The organism is Thauera sp. 27 (assembly GCF_000310125.2).
Taxonomy (GTDB): Bacteria; Pseudomonadota; Gammaproteobacteria; order Burkholderiales; family Rhodocyclaceae; genus Thauera; species Thauera mechernichensis.
Genome location: NZ_AMXB01000009.1, coordinates 21,090 through 44,078 on the forward strand (window position 1 = coordinate 21,090; position 22,989 = coordinate 44,078).

Genomic DNA, 22,989 nt, shown 5'->3' on the forward strand with positions numbered 1-22,989 from the left:
CAGAAAGCTGGATAGAGGTCGCGTTTTCACGATGCAGGCGGCGGGTCGTCGGGCGAATCCATGAAGGACAGGTCGTAGGGTTCGGGGCGCTGCAGCGCCCGGGCCAGCATATTGACCTCGCGCTTGAGCTCGATCATCCGTGTCTCCCGATCGATGACTGCACGATTGAAACGCTCGAGCTCGTCATTGCGTTGCTTCAATTCGGTCTCGGTTGACTTGAGGGGCGTGATGTCGATGCAGAACTCCACTGCTGCGTCTTCGCCAAGCGCGCTGCCGGCGAACATGAACCAGATCCGGCTGCCGTCCTTGCGGAAATACTCTTTTTCGTAGGGGCCGATGTCTCCGCTCTGCTTGAATTTCACCATTTCTTGCTGGCTCAGCTCGATGTATTCCGGCGGGGTCAGTCGCTGCCAGGTCAGCTCGCCGGCCTCGAGGTCGTGTCGGTCGAAGCCGACGAACTCCAGAAAGGTGTCGTTGGCATCCATCAGGCGGCCTTGCACGGTATCCCAGAACATGACACCCACGACCGAGTTGTCGATGACTCGCTGCAGGCGCTCGTTGCTGCGCAGCAAGGCATCCTGCGTCGCCTTGCGCTCGGTGATGTCCTGCTTGACCGCGACATAGTGGGAGATGCTTCCGTCGCCTTGCCTGAGCGGGCTGATGATCGCCAGCTCGACGTATTCGGTGCCGTCCTTGCGCCGGTTGATGAACTCGCCCCGCCAGGTTTTGCCGTCCACAAGCGACTGCCACATGCCACGGTAGGTGTCGGCTGGCGTTCTGCCCGAGGCCAGCAGGTTTGGCTTGTGCCCGATCAACTCGGCTTTCGTGTAGCCGGAGGAGGCCGCACACGCCGGATTCACGTATTCGATCTCACCCGCGAGGTTGGTGATGATCACCGCCTCCGGGCTCTGCTCGAGGGCCTGCGAGAGCTTGTGCAGTTCGCCGACCTTCTGCTCCAGCATGTGGCGCGCCTGCTGGAACTCGAGGGCGTCGGTCCCTGGAGTGTGGGCGTCCAGGGCCACCAGTGCGCTCGCCTGCTCGCCGATGCGCTTCGCAGCGTAGCGAACCACGATGACGCTGGCGAGGGTGGTGATCATGATGGCGAGCAGGAAGCCGATCATCGAATCGCGTACCGGTTGCCTGACCACGGCTTTCGGCACCTCGACGATGACCTGCCACGGGGCATGGCGCGCAGTGGCGACAAAACGCCAATCGTCGGCGACGTCGCGTTCGGGGTCGTAAGCCTCGGGGGCCTTCTGGGCGATCAGGTCGCCGGCGCTGTCGAGTATCCGCAGGCCCCATCCGGGTTCGGTGGGAATACGATCGATACGGTCGGTCAGTTCGTTCAGCGTGGTGGTGACCAGCATCAGATGCTGTACCTGTCCATTTCGCACCCCGGGGACGACGATCGCAACCAGCGGTTGATTGATCACCGGCCCCATCACGATGTCGCCGACCGCCGGCCGGCTGGTTTCGATTGCGACCGACGCAGCCGCCCGTCCGCGCAGGGTATCCGGCAGTCGCGGCAGGGCGGCACCGAACGGCGAACGGGTGTTGAAGCGCATCTGGCGGTCGGATGCGGACGCGAAGATGACATGGCTGTTGAAACTCGTGAAGAAGGTCTGCGCGAGACTGTAGAGGTCTTCCCAGCGCGCCGGGTCGTCGGCGAGCGGCGAATCGGCGAGCATCTGCAGCGCCAGGATGCGTGCTTCGAGGAAATCGTCGACCTGTGCGGTGTAGTTTCCTACCCGTCGCTCGGCAGAAGCGCGCATTTCCGTCTGAAGCGTATGGACGTACTTCGCCGCGAGCCCCAGTGACAGCAAGATCAGTGGCAACAGACTGAGGAGCGCCATCCGCAAAAGAATGTTCGACAGAGGGCGTCCGGGGGGGCGCATGGCTAAGAGGTCCTGAGGGGGGCAGCGCCTGCTTCGGCCTCCTCGCCGTAGCGCTCAGCGATTGCGACAAAGTCATCGAAGCGGTCGGTGAAGGCGTCGACCACATCGGGGTCGAAGTGAATACCCCGGCCGCTTACGATGATGCTCCTGGCGTCTTCAAACGACATCGCGGGCTTGTAGACCCGCGGCGAGATCAGCGCATCGAAGACGTCTGCCAGTGCCATGATGCGCGCCGACAGGGGGATGTCATCGCCAGCCAGGGCATCCGGATAGCCGTCGCCGTTCCATTTCTCGTGATGATGGCGCGCGATCTCACGCGCGAGGGTCAGAAAGCGTGGCGCTCTCTCCATGCCTTGTTCGGCACGCAGAATGGCGTCGCTGCCGAGCGCGGCATGGGTCTGCATGATCGCCCATTCGTCAGGCGTGAGCTTGCCGGGCTTGAGCAGGATGTGATCCGGGATGCCCACCTTGCCGATGTCGTGCAGCGGTGCCGAGAGCACCAGCAGGTCGATATAGCCTGCCGTCAGGGTGCGCGCGAAGCGGTGATGGTGGCGCAGCGCGTCGGCCAGCAGCTGGACGTAATTCTGGGTGCGCAGGATGTGGTTGCCGGTTTCCGGGTCCCGGGTTTCTGCCAGGTGAGCCAGCGCGCGAATGCTGATCTTCTGGATGGCGAGGTTTTCGGCCATGCGCCGGCCGACCTCACGCTCGAGCGCCGCGTTCTGATCCTGCATCCAGTCGCGGGCGAGCTTGTTCTCCAACTGGGTGCGCACCCGCGCGAGCAGCAGCGCGGGCTTGAAGGGTTTGCCCACATAGTCGGCGGCGCCAAGGCCCAGCCCGTGCTCCTCGTCCTCGACCGCAGTCATCGCGGTGAGGAAGATCACCGGTATTCCCTGGGTCAGCGGATTTTCGCGCAATCTCGTCAGGACCTCGTAGCCGTCCATGCCTGGCATCATGATGTCCAGCAGGATCAGGTCGGGGCGTTTTGGTCCGGCTGCGAGTTCCAGTCCGACAGCACCGGAGGTGGCCACCAGAACGCGATAGTGCGGGCGCAATACCTCGCTCAGCACCCGAAGATTCTCGGGGGCATCGTCTATGGCGAGAATGGTGTTGCGTGACGCTTCGGACACTGGAGCTCCCTGTTTAAAATCACAACCCTACGAAGCTAAACCCCTCTTTTGTAAATATTATCGCAACACTTTATCAATCTGAGACTGTTGACCTGAGTCAGAGCGTGGTTATTCATGATCCCTCCAACAAGTGGGAAGCTGCTGGAGCGGTCGATCAACGACGGTCGTTATCAAGAAACCTAGTAGCGGGCGCTTGCATCAGCGCCGCCAATAACGATCGCACTCCCCTCCCCGATACGTCAAACAACGTATTTGTGCAGCGCACCACCCTCCCGACAATGAGGCCACACCCTTTGCAACCCGCCTCACCGGGAGACCCGATCCATGAGACACGGAGATATTTCGAGCAGCGCCGATTGCGTGGGCGTTGCGGTGGTCAACTACAGGATGCCGCGCCTGCACACCAAGGCCGAGGTGCTGGACAACGCGCGCAGGATTGCCGACATGGTGGTGGGCATGAAGCAGGGCCTGCCGGGCATGGATCTGGTGATCTTTCCCGAGTATTCGACCCACGGGATCATGTACGACGCCAAGGAGATGTACGACACCGCCGCCACGGTGCCGGGCGAGGAGACCGAGATCTTCGCCGCCGCCTGCCGCAAGGCCAAGGTGTGGGGCGTGTTCTCGCTCACCGGCGAGCGCCATGAGCAGCACCCCAACAAGGCGCCCTACAACACGCTGATCCTGATGAACGACCAGGGCGAGATCGTGCAGAAGTACCGCAAGATCATGCCCTGGGTGCCGATCGAGGGCTGGTATCCGGGCGACTGCACCTATGTATCCGACGGCCCCAAGGGCATGAAGATCAGCCTCATCATCTGCGACGACGGCAACTACCCCGAGATCTGGCGCGACTGCGCGATGAAGGGCGCCGAACTCATCGTGCGCTGCCAGGGCTACATGTACCCGGCCAAGGACCAGCAGGTGATGGTGGCCAAGGCGATGGCGTGGATGAACAACTGCTACGTGGCCGTGGCCAACGCCACCGGCTTCGACGGCGTGTATTCCTACTTCGGCCACTCGGCCATCGTCGGCTTCGACGGCCGCACGCTGGGCGAATGCGGCGAGGAGGAGATGGGCATCCAGTACGCCGAGCTCTCCACCAGCCTGATCCGCGACTTCCGCAAGAACGCGCAGTCGCAGAACCACCTCTTCAAGCTGCTGCACCGCGGCTACACCGGCAAGATCAACTCCGGCGAGGCGCCCACCGGCGTCGCCGCCTGCCCCTACAGCTTCTACGGCGAGTGGATCAACGACCCGGAAGGCACGCGCAAGAAGGTGGAAGCGATCACCCGTTCCACCGTAGGCACGCCGGAATGCCCGATCGAGGGCATCCCCAACCAGCCGTCGGCGCACCGCTGACCCAGGGCCAACGGGGTGGTAGCGCCCGCGCCCACCCCCTCCCTGCCCTCACTGCATCACCGGTGCCTCACCCGGATTCCCGCCATGGATCTCAGCCCCTACCGCATCACCACCGAGCCCTACTACCACCCCACCGGCCACGAGATCGCCCTCTACGAACACGCCTACGCCCACCGCCTGCCGCTGATGCTCAAGGGCCCGACCGGCTGCGGCAAGACGCGCTTCGTCGAACACATGGCCTGGCGCCTGGGCAAGCCGCTGATCACGCTGGCCTGTAACGAGGACATGACCGCCGCCGACCTCGTCGGCCGCTACCTGCTCGACGCCGACGGCACGCACTGGCACGACGGCCCACTGACCACCGCGGTGCGCCACGGCGCCATCTGCTACCTGGACGAGATCGTGGAAGCGCGCCAGGACACCACGGTGGTGATCCACCCGCTCACCGACGGCCGCCGCATCCTGCCGCTCGACAAGAAGGGCGAGATCCTCAAGGCACACCCCGACTTCCAGCTCGTCGTCTCCTACAACCCCGGTTACCAGAGCCACGGCAAGCAGCTCAAGCCCTCCACCCGGCAGCGCTTCGCCGCACTCGAGTTCGACTACCCCGAGGCCGCGGTCGAGACCGACATCGTCGCCCATGAGTCGGGCATCGAGCGCAGCCTCGCCGCCCGCCTGGTCGACATCGCGCACAAGTCGCGCCGGCTGCGTGAGCGCGGGCTGGAAGAGGGCATCTCCACGCGCATGCTGATCTACGCCGGCACCCTCATCCACGACGGCCTGCCGCCGCGCGACAGCTGCCGCATGGCGATGACGGCCGCCCTCACCGACGAACCCGACATGGCGCAGGCGCTGGAGGCGATCCTTGACGCGGCCTTCTGAACGGCTGCCGCCTTGCCCGGCGCCCGCGCCGGACGATACCCGGCTGCGCGCGCTCGGCCACCTGCTGCACGCCTTCGGCGTCGACCAGGCGAGCGTGCAGACCCTCGACCGCCCACCGCAGGACGGCCCGCCGCCGCGCCCGGTGCTGCACGGCAAGGTGCTGCTGCTGCCGGACACGCTCACCACCCACCCGGACCCCGACCTTGCCCTGGCGGCAAGCGCCCATACCCTGGGCCATCTGCTGCATTCGCCGCGCCACCAGACCACCGGCCGGCTCAAGCCCATCGGCCTGGCCATTGCCGCCGCAGTGGAGGACTGCCGCTGCGACCGCCTGCTCATGCGCAGCCACCCCGGCCTGGAGCGCCTGTTCCGCACGCTGCTCGCCCGGCACCCGGCAGCCGACGGCGTCGGCTTCGAGCACCTGGTCGAACGCCTGCAGCGCGCCCTGATCGACCCCGGGCTCGCCGACGACCACCCCTGGGTAACCAAGGCACGCGGGCTGTTCGAGGCCGCCCTCGACGAGCTCGAACAGCCCGCCGTGTTCCGCCGTATCGCCGCCGTGCTCGCCAACGACCTTGGCCAGTTGCGCGTGCGCATGAACCTGCAGGCCTACGCGCCGCCGCTGCCCTGGCACGACGACAACAGCCACCTCTGGCAGCACCCCGAGGATGCGCACCAGGCCGAAACCCACGTGCGCCAGGAAGGGGGGCCGGCGGGGACGGCAGCGCACCGCCCCGCCGGCGAAGGCGAAGCTGCGGCCGCAACGCCCGCGCACAGCCTGCAGGCCCATGCAGAATGGCATTACCGCCTCGGGCGCTACCGCAGCGACTGGTGCACCGTGGCCGAGATCGTCCCGGCGCCGGCAGGCACCACCTCTGCGGACGCCGACGACAACAGCCGCCGCGACGCGCCACTGCGCATTCACACTGCGCCGCACCTGCGCCCTGCCCTGCGGCAACGCCGGCAGTGGGACGGCGAAGAGCTCGATCTGGATGCTGCAACCGCCGCTGCGCTCGACCTGCGCCTGGGGCGGGCGCCCGACCCACGCCTGTTCCGCCGCAACCGTCCCGGCGACCCGGCGCTGGACCTGCTCATCCTGCTCGACCTGTCCGCCTCCACCGCCGACCGCCTCGACGACGGCCGCAGCATTCTGGACGTGGAATGCGAGGCGGCACGCGCGCTTGTCGCGGCCCTGCATCGCCAGCGCGGCCGCATTGCCGTGGCCGGGTTCGACTCCGACGGCCGGCACGCGGTGCGCTACCACCGCCTGGTCGACTTCGACACGGCGCACGCCCACAACCCCCCCAGCCTCCTGCAGGGCCTGAGGCCCGGCCAATCCACTCGCCTCGGCGCCGCGATCCGACACGCCACCTCCATCCTGCGCAGCCGCCCGATGCCGGCCCTGATCGTGGTGTCCGACGGCAGCCCGGCCGACATCGACGTGTTCGACCCGCAGCACCTCGTCGAGGATGCACGTGTAGCCGTCAGCGAGGCGCGCCGATCCGGCGTGCGTTGCGCCGGACTCATGCTCGGCGAGGACGGCCGCGAGGCCGCCCGGCGCATCTTCGGCATCAACGGCCACCGCATCCTCACGCGCACGGCCATGCTCGGCAGGGCCTTGCGCGCCTGTCACAGGGATCTGAGCATCAACTGAACATGCACCGCCAATATCGGGCCATGCAGTGCAATAGTGCACGGACGCAAGCATCATGCGGCCCTGCCACCTTCGGCACACGCTAGAATCCACGGCTACGTATCCCTGTCGGCCTGCATACCCATGCGATTACAAACAGAAGAAGACGACGACGTAGGCACTGACGGCGCAGACCAGGAAGGCACTGCCGCCGAGCCCCGCGCAGCAAAGGGCTTCAGCTTCGATGACATGCGCCTGGGGGTTGGCGACCGCCTGCAGGTCGAATGCCCTGTCGCCACAGGGGGCCACCGCAGCTTCGTGCGCGTGGTGGGCTACATGCAGGACACCAGCCTGATCGTCACCACGCCCACCGCGGGCGGCAAGCGCATCGGCCTTGTCGAAGGCGACCTGCTGGTGGTGCGCGTGTTCTCGCGTCAGAGCGCGTTCGCATTCCGCGCCCATGTGCTGCGCGTATGCAGGCTGCCTTTCGAATACCTGCACCTCAGCTTCCCCACCCTGATCCAGGGCAGCATCATCCGCAAGGCAACACGTGTGCGCACGCAGCTCCCCGCGGACACGGGGCCCGAAGCCGCCGGGGCGGAAACGGTGCCCGGCGTGCTGCTCAACATGAGCGCCACCGGCGTGCTGCTGCACACCAAGACCGCACTCGGCGACAAGGGCGCTGCCGTGGTGCTGCGCTTCACGCTGAAGCTGCACGATGTCGACAATGAGCTCACCGTCGTTGCCGAGATACGCAATGTGGAACAGGCCATCGACGCCGACGGCATCGAGTACTACTACGGCCTGGATTTCCGCGACAACGTACCTAGAACGCGCATGCTGATCCGCAGCTTCGTCTACCAGACCATCATCGAGCAGCCGCGCCATGTGATCTAGGCGCGGCTGGCGGCTTACAGCACCTTGCCGGGGTTGAGCAGCCCCTTGGGGTCGAGCGCCTGCTTGAGGCTGTGCATGAGCGCGATCTCGGCCGCGGAGCGCGAATACCCCAGCCAGGGCTTCTTCAGCAGGCCGATGCCGTGCTCGGCCGAGATCGAGCCGCCGTAGTCGCGTACCACCCCATACACCGCCTCTTCGATGCGCTCGAGGCTGTCGTGGTCCTGCGGCACCTTGCACACCACCACATGCAGGTTGCCGTCACCGACGTGACCGAAGAACAAGGCCTTCAGCTGCGGCCAGTCACGCTCGAGGTTTGCGCGCACGCGCTGCGCGCAGTCGCCGATGTGGGCGACCGGCACCGAGACGTCGAAGTTGAGCGTAGGCGCGTAGTCGCGCAGCACTTCGGCAACGCCGTCGCGGATCGCCCAGAAGGCCTCGGCGTCGGCCACCGACTGGGCGATCGCCGCATCCAGGATCCAGCCCGCCTCGATCGCCTGCTCGAGCATGGCCTCGAAGCGGCGGGCGTCGGTGTCGGGCTGGCCGCAGTGCATGTCGATGAGCACATACACCGGGTAGTCACCCGCCAGCGGCGCACGCAGCCGCCCGGCCTCGACCGCGGTCTGCAGGTAGTCGCGCCACATGATCTCGAAGGCGCTGACCTGGCCCGACAGGCTCTGCTGCGCGTGACGCAGGAAGCGCAGCGCGGCGGCGTAGTCGTCGAGCGCGACGATGGCGGTGCTCACCCCACGCGGCAGCGGCTGCAGCTTGAAGACAATGCGCGTCACCACGCCCAGCAGGCCCTCGCTGCCGATGAACAGGTGCTTGAGGTCCATGCCGGCGTTGTTCTTGACCATCTGGTTCATCATGCTCAGCACGGTGCCGTCGGCGAGCACCACTTCCAGCCCGAGCACCAGGTCGCGCGTGTTGCCGTAGCGGATCACGCGGTTACCGCCAGCGTTGGTGGCGACGTTGCCGCCGACCTGGCAGGAGCCGCGCGCGCCCAGATCCACCGCCAGCAGCGCGTCGGCCTCGCGGCAGGCCTCCTGCACGTTCTGCAGGATGGCCCCGGCCTCGACGGTGACGGTACCGGAGTCGATGTCGATGCGCTCGATGCGGTTCATGCGTTCCAGCGACACCACCACCTCGCCCGCGCCGGGCACCGCACCGCCGCACAGGCCTGACAGCCCGCCCTGCGGCACCACCGCCTGGTCGTGTGCATGGCAGATCGCCAGCATGCGCGACAATTCGTCGGTGCTGCGCGGGCGCAGGATGGCGAGCGGCAGGCCGCCGGCGACGCCGCTCCAGTCCTTGAGGTGACGGGGGCTGGCATCGCCCGCCAGCACCTCGTCGGCACCAAGCGCCGCACGCAGGGCGACGATGACAGGCGGGACGGCGGGCGCAGACTGGGACATGAGGGCTCCGGTGAGCTGAGGACGAGATCGGATTCTAATGCAGCCCGCAGGTCCGGCCGGCAAGACACGATGGACCTTGCAAGGCTCGCGGCTGGCGCCGCTCCTACAGCAAACCCAACGCGCGTCTACCCATGTAGGCGCGGCGCAAGCCGCGAGAGGTCGAAGGCGGCTAGGCGCGGACGAACACCGGCTCCGGCTCCAGGCGGACACCAAAGCGGGCTTCGACATCGGCCATGATGGCGCACGCGATGCGCTCGACGTCGGCCCCGGTTGCGCCGCCACGGTTGACCAGCACCAGGGCCTGGCGCTCGTAGCAGCCGACCGGCCCGAGGTCGCGGCCCTTCCAGCCGGCTTGCTCGATCAACCAGCCGGCCGCCAGCTTCTCGCTGCCGTCGGCTTGCGGGTAATGCGGCATGGCGGGGTGTGCGGCAAGCAAGTGCGCGCACAGCCTCGCATCCACCACCGGGTTCTTGAAGAAGCTGCCGGCGTTGCCGAGCAACGCGGGATCGGGCAGCTTGCGGCGGCGGATGGCGACTACCGCATCGGAGATGTCGAGCGCAGCGGGGGTGGCAATGGACCGCTCTCCCAGCGCCTGCATCACGTCCGCATAGCGGGTGACGGCCCGCCACGGCCGCGGCAGGCGGAACCGCACTGCGCTGACCAGCCAGCGCCCGGGGGCGCGCTTGAACACGCTGTCACGGTAGGCAAAGCCGCAGTCGGCCAGGCTGAAGGTGCGCACCTGACCGCTGTCGAGATCGATGGCATCGAGCGCGTCAAAGCGCTCGGCCAGCTCCAGCCCGTAGGCGCCGATGTTCTGGATCGGCGCCGCGCCTACCGTGCCCGGAATCAGCGACAGGTTCTCCAGCCCCGGCCAGCCGTGCTCCAGCGTCCAGCGCACGAAGGCATGCCAGTTCTCCCCTGCACCGGCCTCGACGACCCAGGCGTCGGCGTGCTCGGCCACCAGGCGGCGGCCGGCGAGTTCGACCTTGAGCACGGTGCCGGCGAAGTCACCGGCGAGTACCAGGTTGCTGCCACTGCCGAGCACGAGGCGCGGTGTGGCAGCCCACGCCGGCTCGGCGATCAGGGCCTTCAGCTGCTCGGCACTGCGCACGTGGACGAGGCGCGCAGCGCGCGCCGGCAGGCCGAAAGTGTTGAGGCCTGCCAGGTCGGCGTTGCGCACGTCCTCGCCCATCTCAGCGCTCCGCCGCGACGGCCGTGCCCATGTCCTCGGCCCCGGCACGCGGTGCGGTGGTGGGCTGGATGGGGAAGGCACGGTCGTAGCCGAGGTTGAACAGCAACGCATACACCGTATAGGTGATCGCCAGCACGATGTCCGCAATCAGGGCCTCGAGCCAGCCCATGCCGGTCCACCACATGATCACCGGCAAGGTCAGCATCAGCAGTCCGGTCTCGAAGCCAACCGCATGCGCGCAGCGCAGGCGGAACGGCCGGCGGTCTGCGGTACGGCCGGTGAGCCGGCCCTCGACCCAGTCGAAGCTCGTGTTGTAGCACCCGTTCCAGATCGCGGCGATGAGTGCCAGGAGGGCGAGCAGGCCGATCGACTCGGTCACCGGCACGCCGCTCAGCCAGGCAAAGGGCGGGGTGATCAGGAGCAGGCCGCCGACCTCGAACAAAGCAATCTGACGCAGGCGGTCCCGGAAGGAGCGAAGCTTGGGTTTGGCAGACACGGTGGAATCCTGCGGCCCGCCGCGCTGAGGCGACAGACCTGAAGGGCGGGTCGTCCCGCCGTTCATCGACGGTCGCCATGCAGGACGCACGGCGGGCGGGGTCGTCCCCGCGTCGAATGGGTTTCGGGCGCTATTAGACTCGGCAGCACCGGCCTTGGCAAGCGCGCCAAGCTGATATGCGGGATCAGCTTGGCGCGACATGCTGTGGGACGGACAGGCAGCGCCACCCGCGCGAGGCTGGTAGACTATTTTGTCCAAATGCAAACGGCAGGCTCCGGCGACTGCACCCATCCGGCGCGGACAGTCGAGCCTGTGCTGCCATGCTCCCTACCCTCGTTCCCATCGGCGCCCTGCTGTCGGGCATTGCCCTGCTGCTGCTCGGCTCGGGCCTGGTCAACACGGCCATCCCGCTGCGCGGAAGCCTGGAAGGCTTCTCGGCAAACACCCTCGGGCTCATCGGCTCGACCTACTTCCTGGGCTTCTTTCTCGGCACCTTCATCGCGCCACGCCTGATCCGCCGCATGGGCCACATCCGCGCATTCGCCTTCTTCGGCGCGACGGTGGCGAGTTGCATCCTGCTCCACACCCTCATTGTCGATGCCAGGGTATGGATGGGTCTGCGCGTGCTGACCGGCGTCGGCCTGGTCGGCTTCTATGCCGTGATCGAGAGCTGGCTCAACGACCAGACCGCGGCCGAGCGCCGCGGCCAGGTGTTCGCGATCTACATGGTGGTCAACCTCGCTGCGCTCGCCGGCGCCCAGCAGTTGCTGCGCCTGGACACGCCGGCGGCGTTCACCCTGTTTGCGGTGGCGGCCATCTTCGTCTGCCTGTCGCTGCTGCCGGTGACGATGACACGCTTGCCACAGCCGCAGATCGGCGCCCGACCGCGGCTCGACCTGGGCCTGATCTGGCGTGCGGCGCCCGCAGCTTTCGTCGGCGCGCTGTCGTCCGGGCTGTCGATGGGGGCGTTCTGGAGCCTGACCCCGCTGTACGCCGAAGGCATCGGCCTGGACGCGGCCGGGGTGGGCCTGCTGATGAGCACGGCGATCATCGGCGGCGCCCTGCTGCAGTGGCCGATGGGGCGCTTCTCGGACGCCGGCGACCGCCGCCTGGCGCTCGCGGTAGCGGCCATCGGCGCAGCCTCGGCCGGGCTCGTGGTCGCCCTGCTCGGCCACCTCGAGCATGTATCGCTGGCAGGCCTGTTCGTGTTCGGCGGGGCAGCGTTCGCCGTCTATCCCATCGTGGTCGCGCACCTCGTCGACCACCTGCACAAGGACGAGATACTCGCCGGCAACACTGGCGTGCTGTTCCTGCATGGGCTCGGCGCAGCAGTCGGACCTGCCGTCGCCGGCGCCCTGATGGGGGTGTTCGGCAGCATCGCCCTGCCCCTGCACCTGGGCCTGGCCTTTGTCCCGCTGGCGATCTACGCCCTGCTGCTGTACCGCCGCACCCGGGACGAGATCGTCGATGAGCCCGCCCAATTCACTGCCATGATGCGCACCTCGCCCACCGTGCTCGAGATGGTGGCCCCGGAGGAGCGTTCAGCCACCGCGGAGAACCGGAACGGAGATCCGGGCGAGGGCGGCGCGGACGGCGCCGAACAGGCCCCTGCTGCGGACCTGCCGTCGGCAACCGGCGCCGAGGACCTCACGCCATCGCCTGCGCCCACCACAGATACAGCGGAATCCCGACCAGCAGGTTGAAGGGGAAGGTCACCGCCAGTGCGGCGGCGACGCCCAGTGCCGGGTTGGCCTCGGGCACGGCGATGCGCATTGCGGTAGGCGCGGCGATGTACGAGGCGCTGCCGGCCAGCGTCATCATCAGCACCGTACCGCCCACGCCCAGGCCCATCAGCTGGGCAACACCCCAGCCACCCAGGGCCAGCACCGGCGGCAGGGCAAGGCCGCAGCCGACGAGGAAGAGACCGGCCTTCTTCAGGTCGGGCAGGCGGTCGGCCGCGATCAGGCCCATCTCGAGCAGGAACAGGCAGAGCGCGCCCTTGAACAGATCGACGAACAGCGGCGACATCGGCTCCAGACCCTGGGGACCGGCGACCCAGCCGATGATGATGCCGCCGCCGAGCAGCACGACGCTCTTGTTGGCGAAGACCTCGTGCACCAGCGCCGCGGTCGTCGTGCGCCCGTCCGCACCCTGGGTGCCGAGACGCGCCATCAGGGTGGCGACGATCAGCGCCGGCGCCTCCATGAGGGCGGCGAGCAGGGCGAGGTGACCCTCGACCTCGATGCCGCGGCTGCCGAGGATCGACGCGCCGACGGCGAAGGTGACGATGCTTACCGAGCCGTAGTGCGCCGCCAGCGAGGCCGAATCGGCGCGACCGAAGCGCAGGCGAAAGAGCGGGAAGACGAAGAGCGGGATCACCGCGCCGAGCCCGATCGCGAGCAGCGCATCGACCCACAGCGTGGCGCTCTCGGAGCGCGCGATCTCCATGCCGCCCTTGAGGCCGATGGCCAGCAGCAGGTAGATCGACAGCGTCTCGAACACTGCCGCCGGCAGGCGCAGCCCGCTGCGCACCAGCGAGGCGACAACGCCGAGGGCGAAGAAGAAGGGTACGGCATCGACCATATTGAGGCTTCCTGTGGAGATGCTCGCTGCGCGTGCATCCTGGTGATCTGGGCTGCGGCCCGCCTCACCTGGCGAGAGGCAGCGAGCGGACACATTCTGCCGCAGTGCACACATGGATAAAAATCGTATCTTTTTAGGTTTAACATAGTTTTTTATCTATGCTACTGCGCCGGTCACCTCAGCCATGCGTCTCACCCTCCACCAGCTCCGCCTGCTGCTCGCCGTGTCGCGCGAAGGCAGCGTCACGCGTGCGGCCCAGCGCCTGCACCTGACCCAGCCCACGCTGTCGGGGCAGCTTCGCCAGTTGTCCGAGCAGGTCGGCTTGCCCCTGTTCGAGCGTGTCGGACGCCGCCTGCACCTGACCACAGCGGGCGATGCCGTGGTGGGTGCCGCGCAGCGTGTCGAGCAGGAGCTGGAAAACCTCGACGAGACGCTCGCCGAACTGCGCGGCGACGTGGTCGGCCGCCTGCGCCTGGCCGTGGTGAGCACCGCGGAGACCTTCATCCCGCGCCTGCTGGGCGACTTCCGCCGCGAGCGGCCGGCGGTCGAGGTGTCGCTGGTGGTGCTCAACCGCGATGCGGTGGTCCGCCGCCTCGCCGACAACCTGGACGACCTCTACATCATGAGCCGGCCGCCGGAGGTGCCCGTGGTGGTGGCGACCCCTTTCCTGAGCAACCCGCTGGTGGTGATCGCCCCGACCCACCACGCTCTTGCCGGGCGCATCGACATCGCCGTGCGTGCGCTGGAGGATGAGGAATTCGTGCTGCGCGAACAGGGTTCGGGCACGCGGCAAGCGGCGGAACACTTCTTCGCTGCACACGACATGGCGCTGCGCCCCCGCCTCGAGCTGGGTAGCAACGAGGCGGTGAAGCAGGCCGTCGCGGGCGGGCTGGGGCTGTCGGTGCTGTCGGCCCATGCGCTGGCACACGCTGCGGACGAAGGCATCGCCGTGCTACAGGTCGTCGACACACCGGTGATGTCGCAATGGCAGGTGGTCTACCCTGCCGGCAAGCGCCTCAGCCCCCTCGCTGCAGCCTTCCTGCGCTTCCTGCAGGCGCGGGCGCCGGAGCTGAACCGGACGGCGCAAGCCCGGCTGACTGCGGCGCGGCGCTGAGCTCGGCACCTCCGATGCGACCGACGCGCAGGCGGGTGGGTTCGTAGTCGGCGGCATCGGTGAGGCCTGGCGCCGCAGTCACGCCCTCGTCCCCCTCGGGGGCGAGCGTCGGCGGGTCGGGCTCGGGCGCCTCGTAGTCGGCGGGCGGCGCCGTGTCATCGCCATTGACGGGCAGGCTCGAGTCATCCTCCCGCAGCCCATCCTCATCGTGCAAAGCCTCCCCGTCCAGCGTCTCGCTTTCGCGGGGCGCAACGCTGTCCGCTGTCGTGGCGTCATCGGGCGCAGGCACGGCAGGAGCCGGCAGCGCCAGATCGTCGACAGGCGCGCACGCCAGTTCGGGCTCAGACTCCAGGTGAGGCAGCAGCACCGGTGCCATCGACTTGAGGATCTGCACCGGCAGCGCCGACGTGAAACGGTAGGACGCCGCGTTGGGCCCGATCACGTAGGCGGTGAGCGAGCCGAAGTGGCGCGGCCCCAGGTAGAAGACGAAGGTGGCCGTACGATTGAGCGCCACACCGGCACGGCCGCCGACGACGATGCGGTTGTCGCCGGTGCCGGTCTTGCCACCCAGCGCGAGCTCGCTGCCGTCGGCGAGGCGGAAGGTGCCCGCCAGGCGGCGCGCCGTGCCGCCCTCGACGACCTCGGACAGTGCGCCGCGCAAGGCCGCGGCGACTTCCACCGGCATGACCTGGTCCCCTGCCGAGGGCCGCACCGCAAAACCGGTCTCGTAAGGGGTGTCGACGGCGAAGCGCACGCGGTCGATGCGCTGCGTCGGCAGCCGCACACCATCATTGACGATGATGCCCATGAGCTCGGCGAGCGCCGCCGGACGGTCGCCCGAGCTGCCGAGCGCGGTGGCCAGCGAGGGCACGAGGTGGCCGAAGGGGTAGCCCAGCCGCGCCCAGCGGCGATGAATGTCGAGGAAGGCCTCGACCTCGAGCATGGTGAAGATGCGCACGTCCTGGGCGCTGCGCGAGCGCGTGCGGAACAGCCAGCGGTACACCTCCTGGCGCTCTTCGGCGCTTGCGGCCACGGCCTCGGCAAAGGTGCCGTCCGGGTTGCGCAGGCGGTGGGCGACCAGCCACAGCTCGAGCGGATGGACACGGGCGACGTAGCCGCGGTCAGGCAGGTCCCAGGCCTCGGGCGCATGGCGACTGTAAAGCTGGGCGACCCGTCCCTCGGTGAGGCGGGCATCGCCCAGGCGCTGGGCGAGGAAGGTCGCCAGCGCCTCGGGCGGCGCCTCGGGCTCGAGATAGCGGTACACCGCGGCCAGGCGCTCGGCGGTGGGACGCAGGCCGTCGAGCAGCATCGTGCGCATTTCCTCCGGCGTACGGCCCTGGTACTTGCGCCAGAAGCGGCGCAGGAAGGTCTGCCCCTCGCGATCGGCAAAGCGGGCGAGGTATTCCATGCGGCGCGGGTCGTCATTGTCCTCGAGCAGGCGCGCGGTACTGCCGGGCACCTGGTACATGGTGTGGCGCACGATCTCGCGCATCAGGCGCACGAAGGGCAGGTTGATCGAGGCCTGCAGCGCTTCGCGCAAGGTGGGCTCGCGCAGGTTGTCGCTGCTGTTGAAGTTGCCGAAGGTATGCCGCCCGCCGCCGGTGAAGAAGCCCTCGCCCGGATTGGCCGAGAAGCGGCGTTCGAGCGCGGCCTCGAGCATCAGCGGCAGGCTGCGGTCTGGGGCCGTGGCGAGATAGTCGATCGCCCAGCGCGTGAGGTTGTCCTGGCGGTCAACCTCGACACGGCGTAACGCCGGCACATCGAGCTCGGCCAGGCGGCCATGCAGCTCAGCAACGATTTCGAGATAGGTGGTGAGCACGCGCAGCTTGGCGGTGGAGCCAAGCTCGAGCTTGCTGCCTTCGTTGATGTCGAGGGGCTGGTCGGTGGTATCGGTCTGCACGCGCACACGGTTGCCACCGGGTGTGCGCTCGACCAGGGTGAAGCTGTAGCGCACGGCGCCGAGCGTGGCGGGGTTCAGCATGCGGTCGGCAAGCAGGCCCTGGCTGCGCGCGAAGGCCGGTTCGGACAGGCGGCCAAGGTAGCCGCTGACGGCCTGCTGCAGCCCGGCGTGCAGCGTGGTATCCACCTCGGCATCGAGCCGGTCCAGGCTGTACAGCGAGGTGCCGAGCATGCCGGCCAGGCGCGCGCGGACGGCGGTCGTGCCCTTGCCCGGGTTGGCCGGGCGCAGCGGTGGGTTGGCGCGCAGGTCGCGGTACACCAGGGGCTGCGCCAGCGCCGCGTCGCGCAGTGCGGCGCTGATCGTGCCGGCCTCGGCGAGCAGGCGCAGGTAGGCGTCGGTGGTGCGGGTGAGCACCTCGCGCCCACCCATCAGGTACCACGACGGGCGACGATGGGCGATCATCAGCGCCACCATCTGGCGCAGCGCCATGCCCTGGGCTTGCAGTGTCTCGGGCTCGTCCAGCGCCTCAGGCGCGGACAGCAGCGCATTGACGCGCTCGAAATCGCTCGCGAACCACACCCACAACCCATCGCCCACGCCGTTGACCTCGCCATGGCCGGGCGCCGCCGACAGCGGCACGGTGTTGAGGTAGTCGAGCACGAGCTGGCGGCGCACCGGCAGGGTGTGCTCACCCTCGCGGTAGGCGCGCACACTGGCCGACACCATCTGGCGCAGCTTCTCGCGCGCATCGTGGGTGATGCCGTCGGGCGAGTGGCGGTACTTCTCGATCTGCGTCGCCAGCGTGCTGCCGCCAGGCGCGTCGAGGTCGGCGCTGACCATGCGGCCGAGCTGGCCGAGGGCGGCACGCGCAAAGCGCACCCAATCCACCGCCGGATTGAGCAGCGGCCGCGACTCGTCGAGCAGGCCGCGGTTCTCGATGAACAGCAGCGCCTCGGCGACGACTGGCGGCACCGCCTCGAAGCTGGCGTAGCCACGGTAGGGATAGCGGAAGTCGTACAGCGCGTCGCCGCGGCAGTCGAGCACGTCGAGCCCGGCGCGCGCCTTCTCGCGATAGGGCGGGAAGAAACCCTGGCCGACGTAATCGAGCAGGGCATCGCTGAAGCGCGTCTGTGTGGTGAGCGCGAAGCCGCGCGCACCCAGGCGTTCGATGAAGCGTGGCAGTTCGGTGTAGCCCAAGCGCTGATCGAAGGGGCCATGCTGCGGATACAGCACGGCCTCACTCGGCCCCGCAATGCGTTCGTAGTCCAGGCGGGCGGCAAAGCGCGCGATCTCGCGTGCCTGCAGGCGGGAGGTGTCGAGCTCGTGGCGAAGCAGGATGCCGCCCGCGACCAGGGCGACGACAAGCAGCAGGAAGGCCGCCGCACCAAACAAGCGCCAGGGGCGCCGCCGGCGCGCGGCGGGCGCCGGTTCCTGCGCCGGCGCGGACGACATCGGCGCTGGCGCCAGGGCGGGTGCGCGTGCGGACTGAGGGGCTTTGTTGGCTTTCGGTGGGCGGCGCTTCACGGCTGAGGGGCAGGATATTGCATCGCACCAATTATCCCGATTTCAAGGCCGGGAAAGCACACTGTTACAGCTGCGCCACACCGCCCATGGCCACCAAACCACCGCTTCTGGACAGCCCCCTCACCCGAGCGCCGCCGCGCTACGTATCACTCGGCGAAGCTCGCGAGCACAGCACGCAGCCCGGTCGCCGCGCAGCCGCCGACAAGCGCGGCCACGCGCTCACCGCTGACGAACACGCCGTCGCCTGCGACCTCGAACTCGCCCCCCTGCTTGAGATAGGTCACGAGCGCGCCGGCCTCGCGCGGCGTTGCGAAACCCTCGCTGACGACCAGGGTGGCGCCGTCGGCAGCGACGAGCTTGAAGTGGAAGCGGCCGTCGCCCTCGCGGTACTGCTTGAACTGGGGCTGGGTAGTCGCCTTGGCCTTGGCGGCCTTGGCGGGCTGGGCCATCGTCGTGAGCCGGCGCAGGCCGACGGCGTGACGCAGTTCGGCGATGAAGGGGGTGGCGATCGCGCGCGCCTTGGCGGCGCCCTCGAGCAGGTGCTTCTCGATCTGTGCCGGGTCGGCGATCAGCTCCTCGTAGCGTGCACGCATCGGCGCCACCGTGGCCTCGATCTTGTCGAACAGCGCCTGCTTGGCCTCGCCCCAGGCGATCCCCTCCTCGAAGGCCGTGCGCATCGCCCGCGCCTCCTCTGGCCGGGAGAAGGCCTGATAGAGCTCGAACAGGGCGGAGCCGTCAGCGTCCTTCGGTTCGCCGGGGGCCCGCGAATCGGTGACGATCGAGAACACGAGCTTCCTGAGCTCGGCCGTGGGCGCGAACAGCGGGATGGTGTTGTCGTAGCTCTTGCTCATCTTGCGCCCGTCCAGGCCGGGCAGCGTCGCCACCGAGGCATCGATCGCCGCCTCGGGCAGCACGAAGTGCTCGCCGTAGAGGTGGTTGAAACTGCCGGCGATGTCGCGCGCCATCTCGATGTGCTGGATCTGGTCGCGGCCGACCGGAACGGAATGCGCCTTGAACATCAGGATGTCTGCCGCCATCAGCACCGGGTACATGTAGAGACCCATGTTGACGCCGGCATCGGGGTCCAGGCCATCAGCGGTGTTCTTGTCGACTGCGGCCTTGTAGGCGTGGGCGCGGTTGAGCAGGCCCTTGCCGGCAATGCAGGTGAGCAACCAGGCCAGTTCGGGGATCTCGGGGATGTCCGACTGGCGGTAGAACCACACGCGATCGGTGTCGAGCCCGGCGGCGAGCCAGGTGGCGGCAATCTCCAGGGTCGAGCGCTGCACGCGCAGCGGGTCGGTCGTCTTGATCAGCGCATGATAGTCGGCCAGGAAATAGAAGCTCTCCACCCCCGGGTGGCGGCTGGCGGCGATCGCCGGCCTGATGGCGCCGGCGTAGTTGCCGAGGTGGGGGGTGCCCGAGGTGGTGATCCCGGTGAGGACGCGCTGCACAGTCATGGCTGGCTCCGGCTGAAACTGGACAAAGGACGCGAGTTTAGCGGCTTGGCGCGCATTGCATAAGGCGCTTGCGGCTCAACACGCGGCAATCGCGTGGCGCATCCCGACATCGAGGGCGCCACATGGAGCGCCGCCTTGGGAGGCTCGCGGCTGGCGCCGCTCCCACAGCGAGGGCAGCAGCGCGGGGTTCTGCGTAGGAGCGGCGCCAGCCGCGAGGGTCTGAAGGCGGCACGCCACAACCCTCCCCAAGCAGACTCACAGCGGCTGCACTTTCCCGGCGTCTCAATCCACCCAGCGCAAGGACAGGGTTGCACCGCCGCCCGGGCGCAGCTCCACCCAATGCTCCTGGCGCACCCCTTCATGGGTGGCGATGACACGGTAGGTCCCGGCCTCGGGCACGCTCACCTGGCCAACAGGGCCGCAGGGGGCCTCGACACTACGGCCGCCCAGAGGCTCCTCGATCCGCGTATGGACATCGGCAAGATAAGCGCCACCCGCGGTGGCGTACAGCAAGGTGAGGGCGTACATCGATACTTCGGCGCGCATGCGCGTGGACTCGTCGGCACCGATCCCCCCACAACGAAGGACGATGGCTTCGCCATCCACCAGCGACGGCTGCGCCCAGCAGGCGGGTACGCCGGCAAGCCCCGTGAGCAGGCAGGTCCCGGCGATGACGATGCGGTGTTTCATGACGCTCCTTGAGACAGGCGGTTCGGGGCGGCGTGCGTACGACTCAGTCGCCGGCGCAGCTGTCCAGCCAGTGCGCGGGCCAGGCTGCAAGCGGCAAGGGCTTGCCGAGCAGGTAGCCCTGAAAGCGCTGGCAGCCATGTTCGAGCAGAAAGGCGTGCTGCGCCTCGGTCTCCACGCCCTCGGCGATCACTTCCAGGCCGAGCGAGCGGCTCATGCCCAGGATGGCAAGTACGATCGTCTCGCTGCCGGCATTGTCGAGCATGTCGCGCACGAAGGACTGGTCGATCTTGATCTGGTCGAGCGGCAGGCGGCGCAGGTAGGACAGCGAAGAGTAGCCCGTACCGAAGTCGTCGAGCGAGAAACGTACGCCCAGCGTCCGCAGCTGCGCCATGCGCGCGACCGTCTCATCAATATCGCCAAGGATCACGCTCTCGGTCAGCTCGAGCTTGAGTGCCGAAGGCATGATGCCATGGCGCTGCATCGCAGACGTGACCTGGAGCACGAAGTCCGGCTGGTGGAACTGGCGCGCGCTTACATTGACGGCGAGACTCAGCGTGCGCGTACCCGGCTGCGCCTGCCACGCCGCCAGCTGCCGGCAGGCGGTGTCGAGCACCCAGCCGCCGAGCGGCACGATCAGGCCAGTGTCCTCGGCAACAGGGATGAAATCCGCCGGCGACACCATCCGCCCGCCCTCGACCGGCCAACGCGCCAGCGCCTCGGCGCCGACGAGTTTGCCGTCGCGGCAGAACTGAGGCTGGTAGAACAACTGGAAGACGCCCTCGTCCAGGGCCTGGCGCAGCGCAGCTTCCATCTCGGCGTGGGCCTGCACCCGTGCCTGCATCTGCGGGCTGAAGAAGCGCGTCGTGTTGCGCCCCTCTTCCTTGGCCATGTATAGCGCCACCTCGACCTGCTTGAGCAGGTTCTCGATCGCCCACTGGCGCCCCTGGAACAGCGTGATGCCGATGCTGAAGGACATGTAATGCGGACGACCGCTGTCGTCGAGGTCGTCATAGGGCGCCCCGAGGACGGCCTGAATCTCCTTGGCAATGCCCTCCGCCCGTATCAGCGCCTCCTCCTTGCCGCGGCCGAGATGCTCGACGATGACGGCAAAGTCGTCATCACCCTGGCGGGCAGCAGTGTCTTCCTCACGCAAGACCTGTCTCAGGCGCCGCGCCACCGCCTGCAGCAGACGGTCTCCCGCAGCATGGCCCTGCGTGTCGTTGAGCTGCTTGAAGCGGTCGATGTCGAGCAACAGCAGCATCGCATAGTCACCGGTATGCGCACTCGACAACACGGCGTGCTGCAGGCGGTCACGCATCAGCGCCCGGTTGGGCAGTTCGGTGAGCGCGTCGTAATAGGCGAGCCGGTGCACCAGGGCCTCGGACTGCCGGCGCAGGGTGATGTCCTCCTTCACCGCAACGAAATGGGTGATGACGCCGTCGGCATTCTTGATCGGTGCGATCGTGGCAAACTCGGTGTAGCTGGAGCCGTCCTTGCGTACGTTGTCGAACTCGCCGCGCCACACCTCGCCACGCAGGATCGTCGCCCACAGCTCGCGGTAGGTATCCTCGGACGTCCGCCCCTTGTTGAGAATGCGAGGGTTCTGGCCGATGAGTTCTTCACGCGCATACCCGGTCACGCGACAAAAGGCGTCATTGACGTATTCGATCCGGCCGTGGGGGTCGGTGATCACCACACTCTCGGGACTTTGCTCGACCGCCATCGACAGCCGGCGCAGTTCGGCCTCGCGGCGTGCGAGCTCGACGGCCATGCGCTCGATGCCCTCCTCGACCGCCCTCAGCTCGAACACGTCCGATGCCTGCGCTATGGAGCTTGCCGGCGCGCCTTCGGCGATGCGCGCGAGCACTTCGCGGGTACTGCCGGCCCAGCGCTCGATCAGGGCGCGGATGGCGTAGCGCGCCGCCAGCGCCGAGATCAGGGCGACCAGGGCAAGCAGCGCAACCCGTGTCGAGAAGGCGCGATCAACGTCGGCCAGGGATCGCCCCAGAGGCGCCCCGATCACGACATCGACCATGTCACCGGCGAAACTCACGCCCCGCACGCCATACAGGCGCAATGCGCCTTCGAGCCCTTCCACCTCGCCGACCCCACCTGCTGCGGTCTTGATGCCGAGGAAAGCGGCATGCTTCTCCTCCGGCAGGCGCACGCCCTTCCAGGGGTGGCCATCCGGATAACGCGCAATCACATCGCCGGCGTTGCTGAGCAGGATGGCCTCCCAGCCCTCAGGAAGTCGGTAGGCCGCAACCAGGCGGTCGAACCAGGCCAGTGAGAGCGAGGCGAACAACACCGCGCGCAACTCCGTCCCGTCACGCAGCGGATAGCCGAATACCATCGACGGCCGCCCCGAGATACGACCGACGGCATACTCTCCAGCGCTGATGTCGCTGCCGGCGGACGCGTCCTTGAACCACTGGCGATCGTCGAGCCGGACCCCGCCCTGCAGCGGCAAGCCACTGCAGAACAGCGTGCCATCGGGCAGTGCAGCCCCCAGATTGTTTAAATCGGACAGTGTCGACAGCAGCCGCGAGGCAATCCCGCTGCACTCCTCGGCATCGAGGCTGGCGAGGTTGTCGGAGTTCGCCATGATGCCGAGCGTGCTGCGCACCGCGCGCAGGGCCATTGCCTCTTCCTGCTGCACCGCCTCGAGCATGCGCGCCATGTCGCGCTCGGCCTGACTGACCGTCAGATCACGCTGACCGAGGTAGTCGAACACGAACATGACGAACAGCGGCAGCACCGCCAGCGCGATGACGAGCCACAGTCGGGAACTCAAGGAGCTCAGGTGATGGGAATGCATCTCTCAG

Annotated in this window: 16 protein-coding genes; 6 read left to right on the forward strand and 10 right to left on the reverse strand. The window is 67.9% G+C overall.

Annotation, left to right across the window (positions count from 1 at the left end; translation table 11 throughout):
- Positions 1-26: 26 nt before the first annotated feature.
- Both B447_RS06465 and B447_RS06470 read right to left on the reverse strand, forming a co-directional pair.
- The gene (locus B447_RS06465) at positions 27-1,772 is read right to left on the reverse strand and encodes a PAS domain-containing protein (RefSeq protein WP_157384648.1); all 1,746 of its coding nucleotides are present in this window, start codon (positions 1,770-1,772) and stop codon (positions 27-29) included.
- 125 nt (positions 1,773-1,897) lie between these two features.
- Positions 1,898-3,022, reverse strand: a complete 1,125-nt coding sequence (locus tag B447_RS06470) for an HD-GYP domain-containing protein (RefSeq protein ID WP_002937858.1) — start codon at positions 3,020-3,022, stop codon at positions 1,898-1,900.
- A gap of 324 nt (positions 3,023-3,346) precedes the next feature.
- Between B447_RS06470 and B447_RS06475 the strand changes: the two genes are divergently transcribed.
- The 4 genes from B447_RS06475 to B447_RS06490 all read left to right on the forward strand — a co-directional run bounded on the left by B447_RS06475 (position 3,347) and on the right by B447_RS06490 (position 7,796).
- On the forward strand, positions 3,347-4,384 hold the full coding sequence (locus B447_RS06475) for an aliphatic amidase (protein ID WP_002937862.1): 1,038 nt from the start codon (positions 3,347-3,349) through the stop codon (positions 4,382-4,384).
- An 84-nt stretch (positions 4,385-4,468) separates the two neighbouring features.
- On the forward strand, positions 4,469-5,266 hold the full coding sequence (locus B447_RS06480; RefSeq protein WP_002928848.1) for a CbbQ/NirQ/NorQ/GpvN family protein: 798 nt from the start codon (positions 4,469-4,471) through the stop codon (positions 5,264-5,266).
- Positions 5,250-6,920 carry a nitric oxide reductase activation protein NorD gene (locus tag B447_RS22955; protein ID WP_002937865.1) on the forward strand — a complete coding sequence of 557 codons (1,671 nt, stop codon included), beginning with the start codon at positions 5,250-5,252 and terminating at the stop codon, positions 6,918-6,920. The genes B447_RS06480 and B447_RS22955 overlap by 17 nt, the downstream gene beginning before the upstream one ends.
- A 123-nt stretch (positions 6,921-7,043) precedes the next feature.
- Positions 7,044-7,796: a flagellar brake protein gene (locus B447_RS06490; RefSeq protein ID WP_002937868.1), complete on the forward strand. Its 753-nt coding sequence runs from the start codon at positions 7,044-7,046 to the stop codon at positions 7,794-7,796.
- A gap of 14 nt (positions 7,797-7,810) precedes the next feature.
- On the opposite strand, the gene B447_RS06495 is transcribed toward B447_RS06490, so the two are convergent.
- From B447_RS06495 to B447_RS06505, 3 genes are all read right to left on the reverse strand, one after another.
- On the reverse strand, positions 7,811-9,208 hold the full coding sequence (locus tag B447_RS06495) for an FAD-binding oxidoreductase (protein WP_002937870.1): 1,398 nt from the start codon (positions 9,206-9,208) through the stop codon (positions 7,811-7,813).
- 169 nt (positions 9,209-9,377) lie between these two features.
- Positions 9,378-10,400, reverse strand: coding sequence for a UDP-N-acetylmuramate dehydrogenase (gene murB / locus B447_RS06500; protein WP_002937872.1), 1,023 nt, complete (start codon positions 10,398-10,400; stop codon positions 9,378-9,380).
- A 1-nt stretch (position 10,401) separates the two neighbouring features.
- Positions 10,402-10,896: a PACE efflux transporter gene (locus B447_RS06505; RefSeq protein ID WP_002928841.1), complete on the reverse strand. Its 495-nt coding sequence runs from the start codon at positions 10,894-10,896 to the stop codon at positions 10,402-10,404.
- Positions 10,897-11,216: 320 nt separating this feature from the next.
- Here B447_RS06505 and B447_RS06510 point away from each other — a divergent pair, with 320 nt between their 5' ends.
- A complete protein-coding gene (locus B447_RS06510; protein WP_002937876.1) occupies positions 11,217-12,599 on the forward strand; it encodes an MFS transporter in 1,383 nt (460 codons plus the stop codon).
- Here the strand turns inward: B447_RS06510 and B447_RS06515 are convergent.
- Entirely contained in the window at positions 12,544-13,479 is a 936-nt protein-coding gene (locus B447_RS06515; RefSeq protein WP_002928837.1) for a sodium-dependent bicarbonate transport family permease, read from the reverse strand. The genes B447_RS06510 and B447_RS06515 overlap by 56 nt on opposite strands.
- 184 nt (positions 13,480-13,663) lie before the next feature.
- Here B447_RS06515 and B447_RS06520 point away from each other — a divergent pair, with 184 nt between their 5' ends.
- Positions 13,664-14,593, forward strand: a complete 930-nt coding sequence (locus B447_RS06520; RefSeq protein ID WP_002937887.1) for a LysR family transcriptional regulator — start codon at positions 13,664-13,666, stop codon at positions 14,591-14,593.
- Here the strand turns inward: B447_RS06520 and B447_RS06525 are convergent.
- From B447_RS06525 to B447_RS06540, 4 genes are all read right to left on the reverse strand, one after another.
- Positions 14,496-17,945, reverse strand: a complete 3,450-nt coding sequence (locus B447_RS06525) for a transglycosylase domain-containing protein (protein WP_002937889.1) — start codon at positions 17,943-17,945, stop codon at positions 14,496-14,498. The genes B447_RS06520 and B447_RS06525 overlap by 98 nt on opposite strands.
- Positions 17,946-18,163: 218 nt before the next feature.
- Positions 18,164-19,474, reverse strand: coding sequence for a tryptophan--tRNA ligase (locus tag B447_RS06530; protein WP_002937891.1), 1,311 nt, complete (start codon positions 19,472-19,474; stop codon positions 18,164-18,166).
- A gap of 282 nt (positions 19,475-19,756) precedes the next feature.
- Positions 19,757-20,164: a hypothetical protein gene (locus tag B447_RS06535; RefSeq protein WP_002937893.1), complete on the reverse strand. Its 408-nt coding sequence runs from the start codon at positions 20,162-20,164 to the stop codon at positions 19,757-19,759.
- 43 nt (positions 20,165-20,207) lie between these two features.
- On the reverse strand, positions 20,208-22,982 hold the full coding sequence (locus B447_RS06540) for a bifunctional diguanylate cyclase/phosphodiesterase (protein ID WP_002937895.1): 2,775 nt from the start codon (positions 22,980-22,982) through the stop codon (positions 20,208-20,210).
- Between the last annotated feature and the right edge of the window lie 7 nt (positions 22,983-22,989).

What these genes read in the sequence shown, in the direction of transcription:
- B447_RS06495 (WP_002937870.1), bottom strand. Translation starts at nt 9,208, where the DNA reads ATGTCCCAGTCTGCGCCCGCCGTCCCGCCTGTCATCGTCGCCCTGCGT.
- B447_RS06535 (WP_002937893.1), bottom strand. Translation starts at nt 20,164, where the DNA reads ATGAAACACCGCATCGTCATCGCCGGGACCTGCCTGCTCACGGGGCTT.
- murB (WP_002937872.1), bottom strand. Translation starts at nt 10,400, where the DNA reads ATGGGCGAGGACGTGCGCAACGCCGACCTGGCAGGCCTCAACACTTTC.
- B447_RS06465 (WP_157384648.1), bottom strand. Translation starts at nt 1,772, where the DNA reads ATGCGCGCTTCTGCCGAGCGACGGGTAGGAAACTACACCGCACAGGTC.
- B447_RS06480 (WP_002928848.1), top strand. Translation starts at nt 4,469, where the DNA reads ATGGATCTCAGCCCCTACCGCATCACCACCGAGCCCTACTACCACCCC.
- B447_RS06530 (WP_002937891.1), bottom strand. Translation starts at nt 19,474, where the DNA reads ATGACTGTGCAGCGCGTCCTCACCGGGATCACCACCTCGGGCACCCCC.
- B447_RS06510 (WP_002937876.1), top strand. Translation starts at nt 11,217, where the DNA reads ATGCTCCCTACCCTCGTTCCCATCGGCGCCCTGCTGTCGGGCATTGCC.
- B447_RS06475 (WP_002937862.1), top strand. Translation starts at nt 3,347, where the DNA reads ATGAGACACGGAGATATTTCGAGCAGCGCCGATTGCGTGGGCGTTGCG.
- B447_RS06490 (WP_002937868.1), top strand. Translation starts at nt 7,044, where the DNA reads ATGCGATTACAAACAGAAGAAGACGACGACGTAGGCACTGACGGCGCA.
- B447_RS06525 (WP_002937889.1), bottom strand. Translation starts at nt 17,945, where the DNA reads ATGTCGTCCGCGCCGGCGCAGGAACCGGCGCCCGCCGCGCGCCGGCGG.
- B447_RS06540 (WP_002937895.1), bottom strand. Translation starts at nt 22,982, where the DNA reads ATGCATTCCCATCACCTGAGCTCCTTGAGTTCCCGACTGTGGCTCGTC.
- B447_RS06515 (WP_002928837.1), bottom strand. Translation starts at nt 13,479, where the DNA reads ATGGTCGATGCCGTACCCTTCTTCTTCGCCCTCGGCGTTGTCGCCTCG.
- B447_RS06520 (WP_002937887.1), top strand. Translation starts at nt 13,664, where the DNA reads ATGCGTCTCACCCTCCACCAGCTCCGCCTGCTGCTCGCCGTGTCGCGC.